Source organism: Photobacterium sp. Ph5 (assembly GCF_022129445.1).
Classification (GTDB): Bacteria; Pseudomonadota; Gammaproteobacteria; order Enterobacterales; family Vibrionaceae; genus Photobacterium.
Map to the genome: position 1 here is coordinate 1 of NZ_JADQAQ010000088.1, position 6,627 is coordinate 6,627.

At 37.8% G+C, this 6,627-nt stretch carries 9 protein-coding genes; 6 read left to right on the plus strand and 3 right to left on the minus strand.

All coding sequences use genetic code 11. The annotated features are described in order from the left end of the window. Positions 1 to 351: 351 nt before the first annotated feature. Complete coding sequence (locus tag I3259_RS19550; RefSeq protein WP_238031361.1) at positions 352 to 675, minus strand: hypothetical protein; 324 nt, start codon at positions 673 to 675, stop codon at positions 352 to 354. Positions 676 to 960: 285 nt separating this feature from the next. Between I3259_RS19550 and I3259_RS19555 the strand changes: the two genes are divergently transcribed. The 6 genes from I3259_RS19555 (at position 961) to arsC (ending at position 4,289) form a co-directional block, all read left to right on the plus strand. Continuing rightward, positions 961 to 1,311, plus strand: a complete 351-nt coding sequence (locus I3259_RS19555; RefSeq protein WP_238031362.1) for a hypothetical protein — start codon at positions 961 to 963, stop codon at positions 1,309 to 1,311. 12 nt (positions 1,312 to 1,323) lie between these two features. After that, positions 1,324 to 1,509: a hypothetical protein gene (locus I3259_RS19560; protein WP_238031363.1), complete on the plus strand. Its 186-nt coding sequence runs from the start codon at positions 1,324 to 1,326 to the stop codon at positions 1,507 to 1,509. A gap of 185 nt (positions 1,510 to 1,694) precedes the next feature. Further along, positions 1,695 to 2,018: a metalloregulator ArsR/SmtB family transcription factor gene (locus I3259_RS19565; RefSeq protein WP_080562923.1), complete on the plus strand. Its 324-nt coding sequence runs from the start codon at positions 1,695 to 1,697 to the stop codon at positions 2,016 to 2,018. Positions 2,019 to 2,079: 61 nt separating this feature from the next. Then, positions 2,080 to 2,799: an arsenical resistance protein ArsH gene (gene arsH / locus I3259_RS19570; RefSeq protein WP_238031364.1), complete on the plus strand. Its 720-nt coding sequence runs from the start codon at positions 2,080 to 2,082 to the stop codon at positions 2,797 to 2,799. Between the two features lie 4 nt (positions 2,800 to 2,803). After that, positions 2,804 to 3,865 carry an ACR3 family arsenite efflux transporter gene (arsB, locus tag I3259_RS19575; RefSeq protein WP_008989060.1) on the plus strand — a complete coding sequence of 354 codons (1,062 nt, stop codon included), beginning with the start codon at positions 2,804 to 2,806 and terminating at the stop codon, positions 3,863 to 3,865. A gap of 4 nt (positions 3,866 to 3,869) precedes the next feature. Beyond that, positions 3,870 to 4,289, plus strand: a complete 420-nt coding sequence (gene arsC, locus I3259_RS19580; protein ID WP_238031365.1) for an arsenate reductase (glutaredoxin) — start codon at positions 3,870 to 3,872, stop codon at positions 4,287 to 4,289. 73 nt (positions 4,290 to 4,362) lie between these two features. Here arsC and I3259_RS19585 read toward each other — a convergent pair whose 3' ends face one another. Together I3259_RS19585 and I3259_RS19590 are read right to left on the minus strand one after the other, a co-directional pair. Beyond that, complete coding sequence (locus I3259_RS19585; protein WP_238031366.1) at positions 4,363 to 5,247, minus strand: integron integrase; 885 nt, start codon at positions 5,245 to 5,247, stop codon at positions 4,363 to 4,365. Between the two features lie 997 nt (positions 5,248 to 6,244). Continuing rightward, a complete protein-coding gene (locus tag I3259_RS19590; protein ID WP_238031367.1) occupies positions 6,245 to 6,508 on the minus strand; it encodes a transposase in 264 nt (87 codons plus the stop codon). Positions 6,509 to 6,627 lie beyond the last annotated feature (119 nt).

The window sequence follows — 6,627 nt, forward strand, 5'->3', positions numbered from 1 at the left end:
ACCACCGATGCCAGAGAAATTATTAACTCTGGCTGAGTCTCGGTGGTAATCAGGTTTTTATTTAATAACATGACATAACCCTAATAGTTTAATTTGGCATTAGCATATACAAATTAACTAATAACGTTAGAGGTAGGAATAGAATTAAAGTTACCAAAAATGTGTTTTATGCATGATGTTAGGAATTATATTCACATAAAGTGACTATATAATAATAAATAATGCTAAAAACGCCAATTTTTTGACATTTTTAGTTGTTTTTTTTATGCATAAAAAAGAGGGGGATATTTATAATTAAAAGGAAATTAATTAATGTTGGCTGTAAATCTATATTTATTTTTCATATTAAACTTATTCTTTAGTCTTATTTCTTTTATTCGTTAAGCAGGCAGAGTAATCAGAAATGCCATTTTCTTGACACTTATTAACATTTTTCTTTAACTTTTTTAACTCATCACGGTTGCGTACAGAATAAATCATTCCATTAGTACAAGAGATCGTGATAATTCCTTGTGGTGAAAATTGGTAGCCTTCAACATCACTCCCGCAAGGATTAAAATCAATACCTGCATCAACGCTGACCTTTTTCGGCACAACTCTGACATTCTCTGTCACGCAGCCAGTTAAGCTCATAGGAGCTATGATAAGTAATAAAAGGGCAGAAGTGGGCTTCATGTATATTTCCTGTCAGTGTCATCGGCATAAATTATGGAGAGTCTTGCTAGTGGATGCAATAACAGCAGTTGCTTGCTTATCTTTGTTGTTTTTGTTTACAGGCTTTCAGCCTTTTTGACTGTTTTTTGCCTCAATAAATGATCCAATTGGGTCGGAATTACCATTTCTCGATGATAGTCGGTAGAATAGCTTAGTAGATTTTTGCTAAGTTAATTAAAGCCTTGCGAATTTTTAATGATGTTATACCCAAGTGGCTGGGTATGTTTATCAAAAGGGAGCAAAGATATGTTAAATGATCTGCTGTGGTTTGTTCCTTTTGTCGCTTTATTTTTGATCTTCAATTTATTTATTAGAAAACGCAGATCGCTGCGTCGAGAAAGTAGTTTCTCTGCTTTGAAAAATCGCATTGTTTCCAGTGTTCAAGCGATGAGAGACGTTGAAGATGAAGTTGAAGACGATGAAACCGAAGCAGAAGTAGAACCAGAGCCGCCAGTAACGACAAAAAAAGCAGCGAAGCCTAAACCTGCAAAGAAACCAAGAAAGTTGAAACCAGAAGAGCACAACAATGCTCAAATTGATGGTGAACATTGGCTTCATGAAAAAGCGAAACGAACACGAAGTAAAAAAGCGCAATAGATAGGAACAGATATGACCAAAAAAGAAAAAAAGCTGTGGACGGGTTATAACTGGTTTGACGTCATCATTAGAATTGCCGTGCTTTTGGCGCTGGTTTACGTAGCTATGATGATCAAAGATTTCTTCGCCGTTGATACCTGTTTAGACGCCGGAAACAGTTTTAACTATGAAACTGACAGCTGCGAAATGGACGTTTAGACTCCGTACCTCACTATTTTAATCACACTCAAATTAGGGATATTTAATCTGTTAAATGTCCCTCTTTTCGCTAAATACCAGCAAAAACCTGCTTATTTTTATCTAACTTTACGTCTTTAGTTGACAAAAAATCCATCTCGTCATATATGTATAATCATATATATGAAAAATCGTATGTGAGTTTTATGGAAACACTATCATTCTTCAAAGCCATGGCGGATGACACTCGCCTTAAAGTACTTATGCTCCTTAGCCTAAAAGGGGAGCTTTGTGTTTGTGATTTACAAAATGCATTAGAGATCAGCCAACCGAAAGTATCGCGTCATTTAGCGGAATTGCGTCGTAATGAACTGCTGGTGGATGAGCGTCGTGCGAAGTGGGTGTATTACAAGTTAAACCCAGCTATGCCAGCATGGATGAATGACATTATTTCGACATCGTCACAAAACAGTCATCAATATTTAGAAGACTGTCTATCTCGATTGAATAGTGATTGCTCTAACTGCTAATCACAATTTATAGCCAGATTATTTATTAAATCTCAACGACATATTGATCATAGGTCATTACATGGAAATCAAAGACTTCTCATTACCGAATCTTGATGAAAGCCAGTTTAAACCAACGGTTTCTGAAGATTTAATCGCACCAAAATCGACGCATAAGCCACGTATTTTGCTGCTTTATGGATCATTGCGTAAGCGTTCATTTAGTAAGTTAGTGATTGAAGAGTCAGCACGCTTACTCGTTAAAATGGGCGCAGAAGTCCGTATTTTTAATCCTGAAGGTTTACCGCTTCCTGATGCTGAAGATCCAACGCACCCAAAAGTGGAAGAGCTACGAGAATTAGTCCTGTGGTCAGAAGGGCAAGTGTGGTGTTCGCCAGAGCGTCATGGTTCGATGACGGGCATTATTAAAGCGCAAATTGACTGGATCCCACTATCAATGGGGGCTGTTCGTCCTACTCAAGGAAAAACACTGGCGGTAATGCAAGTGTGTGGCGGTTCTCAGTCGTTCAATGTAGTAAATCAGCTTCGTGTATTGGGTCGTTGGATGCGCATGATCACCATCCCTAATCAATCATCAGTAGCGAAAGCGTTTTTAGAATTTGACGATAACGATCGAATGAAGCCATCTGGTTACTACAACAGGATTGTTGATGTGATGGAAGAGCTAGTAAAATTCACGCTACTCACTCGTGATAACAGTGACTTTCTAGTTGATCGCTACTCCGAACGTGTCGAAAGCGCAGAACAATTAATGCAACGTGTAAACCAAAAAGAAGGGTAAGAAAATGGGACTGTTTGAACGTTACTTAACAGTTTGGGTCGGGGCTGCCATTATTGCTGGTATTATTCTTGGCAGTGCAATCCCACAATTATTTAGTGTGGTGGCATCGCTAGAATACGCTCACGTTAATATCGTGATTGCGGTATTAATTTGGTTAATGATCTTCCCTATGATGATGCAGATTGATTTCTCATCGATCAAAGATGTGGGTAAAAAACCGAAAGGCCTAGTATTAACGCTGGTGATTAACTGGTTAGTAAAACCATTTTCTATGGCGTTTCTAGGTTGGCTATTCTTCAAAGTTTTCTTCGCCTCTTGGGTTGAGCCAGAAACTGCGTCTCAATACATCGCAGGTATGATCTTATTGGGTGTTGCACCTTGTACCGCAATGGTATTTGTGTGGAGCCAAATGACCAAAGGTGATGCGAACTACACCTTGGTACAAGTATCAGTTAACGATCTGATCATGATCTTTGCTTTCGCACCGATTGCTGCATTCTTGCTAGGTGTGACAGACATTACTGTGCCTTGGGATACCCTAGTATTATCAGTGGTACTTTATGTGGTGATCCCATTAGTTGCAGGTGCGATTACCCGTAAAGCGCTTGATAAATCTAACGATCACTCGCGTTTAGATAACTTATTAGCCAAGCTAAAACCTTGGTCAATCATTGGTTTGTTATCAACAGTGGTTTTATTGTTTGGTTTCCAAGCTGAAACCATTATCGCAAAACCAGAAGCGATTGTATTAATTGCGATCCCATTGTTAATTCAAACCTACGCGATTTTTGCTATTGCTTACTGGGCAGCAAAACGCATGAAGTTAGCTCATAACATTGCAGCACCTGCGTGTATGATTGGTACCTCTAACTTCTTTGAATTAGCAGTAGCCGTTGCGATTTCACTGTTTGGTTTACATTCAGGTGCAGCCCTTGCCACGGTTGTTGGCGTGCTGGTAGAAGTGCCTGTAATGCTGTCTTTAGTATGGTTTGCCAACCGTACCCGTCATTGGTTTGATGAAAACGAAATGCCATCAAACACCATTTCAAAAGTACACGGAGAGTAAAAACATGGTTGTTATTCACCATAATCCAGAATGTGGTACGTCAAGAAACGTATTACAAATTATCCAAGACGCAGGCTATGAGCCAGTTGTGATTGAATACATTCAAGAAGGGTGGACGAAGCCTCAGCTTCAAGCGTTATTTGCAGTGGCAAATCTAACACCACGTACAGCACTGCGTACCAGTAAATCTCCAGCCAAAGAGCTCGGTTTATTAGATGAAAGTGTATCAGACGACGTGATTCTAGAAGCCATGCTAGAGCATCCAGTATTGGTGAATCGCCCAATCGTATGTACAGCAAAAGGTGTAAAACTGTGTCGCCCTAGTGAAGCGGTATTAGATGTGCTTGAAAACTGGCCGAAAGGGCCACTAATTAAGGAAGATGGTGAAGTCATCATCGACGCCAACGGAAACCGTCTACTGTAATTGCTTTTGCCACTACAACTTAAGTAAGTATAAATAGACATGTTTAAAGCTCTGATGAAAGTCAGAGCTTTTTTTAGTTAAAAAGACAATCTATAGGGCTCTTAGTCCCTGCTCTACGATTACCAACTACATGAGTGTAAATTTCAGTAGTCCGAATATCAGTATGTCCGAGAAGTTCTTGTACTGTACGTATATCGGTGCCATTTTCTAATAATCGAGTAGCAAAAGAGTGGCGAAAAGTATGTGCAGTTACACGTTTATCTATTTGACTTAATTTTGCTGCACGATGTAAATGTTTTGAAAATGCCGATACATGTAAATGATGTCGACAAATATACCCATTGTAAGGATGAGTGCAACGATGTTTTGATGGGAATATATACTGCCAACCACAAAGTTTTAATGCGCCTTGGTATTTTCGATAAAGTGCTGTTGGGACTGAAGCGGTACCATAACCATGATGAAGATCATCAGAGTGTATTCTTTTTACGTATTCAATTTGCTTTTTTAAAGGGGTAATTATGGTATTAGGCAGGAGTGTATACCTATCTTTTCGTCCCTTGCCATTAAAAATAAAAATAGATTTAGATTCAAAATTAATATCTTTAATTCTTAGTGAAAGTGCTTCATTTATTCTTAATCCGCAACCGTAGAGAATGCCTGCAATTAATTTATATTCACCTGTTAAATTATTAAAAATAGCTGTAACTTCATTATTGCTAAGGACAGTAGGTAAACGTTTAGGTAATTTGGCATTATGATATTTGAGATTACTAATTTCTTTTCTTACGACATAGCGATAAAGAAAAATGATGGCACATAAGGCTTGATTTTGCGTTGATACGCTTACTTGGCGATTAACGGAAAGATGATTAAGGAAACGTTCAATTTCGTGATTACCCATATCTTCGGGGTGTTTTAAATCGTTAAAACGTATAAATAAACGGATCCAATACATATAGTTTTTTCGGTACGAAGACTGTATTGATGAGTGTGCAGTTCCATTCTGACTTTCTGCATAAATGGGGATGTTGCCATAATGCGCTCCATTGCTGTGTTTATATACAGTTATAATAGAGTTAGGGGAAATATCTAGTTATTCTCTGTATTTAATAAGAAAAATTTCTTAATTATCTCAATGTAAATATATAACATATTGATATTTAATGGTTTTATTCTTGTGGTTGTGTTTTTAATCCGACGGGTTAAAAACAGTTCTTACTTTTATCAACAGGAATTTATCAATTGAAAGTTGATTTTTGCGACTAACGCTATGAAAAATAATGCTTATTAATATACTGTTAGCTTGCTATCGAAATTTCCAACCAAGAAAACCACAACCGGTGAACTTAACATAAGCCTTTTTGCAAAGAGGACGGGATGCCACTTCTTCAACTACTTCTGCTAAGTAACTTTCTATTGAATGTATCAATAGACCTTTTTGAAGTAGATCCACTTCGAATAGTTTGCGTGTTTGTTGCGTTTTTTGTGTCTTTGACCTTTATATTGGACGAACAGGTATGGTTTAAATCGAATACTGAAAAGCTTTTAGAATGGCTAAAAACATTATTTGTTAGTTACCTAGCATGTGAATTAACCTTGTTTATTAATTTTTTACACCTTTTGGTCAATAAGTACAATGACCCTTCGATGTCTTGGTATTTACCTAGTTTAGTGTTGCTAGGTTTATGGCTGTATGGAAGGTATCAAAGAGCCGGTTAATATCAAGCTAACAAATAAGGATATGTGTCGCGAAGCCGACACCTATCCGAAGTGTTGGACAAGACCAAGCTACCTTATTATAAGTAAATATTGGAAATATCATGAAGGGGAATGCCAAAAAGAAGTCGAGCGTTATCCTTGGTGTGAACCAATAATATTAATACCCTGATTTATAATAAAACCCTCTTTAATTCTGAAGCGTTAAAGCCATTATCCTTATTATTTAACGTCGGTTATCTGGGTCGAAATATCCCCGTTAATTGCATGACATGTTGGCAGCAGGGGCAAAAGGGTTGGACTTTTATACGTACCGTTTTATTCGGTGAGGGCAACGTTAGTTGCCCGGCTAACATGAACATAAATTGGATTGCTTGAAGCAGTTTCTTTTCATGACCCCGCAGCAGACCATAATCACGTATTCGTCGAAACCCTTTTGGTAACACATGTTGCAATATCAACCAAAGAAATTGCAACACGGGTAACGTGCGTGTCTTCATCGTTTGAGTTTGGCTATCGTTTATAACGAAATGTCACCTGTTCATTATTGATATACAGAATGTCTTTATCCGCAATTACCCCTCGATAAAGGTATGTCGATAAATACAATAATGCAGGC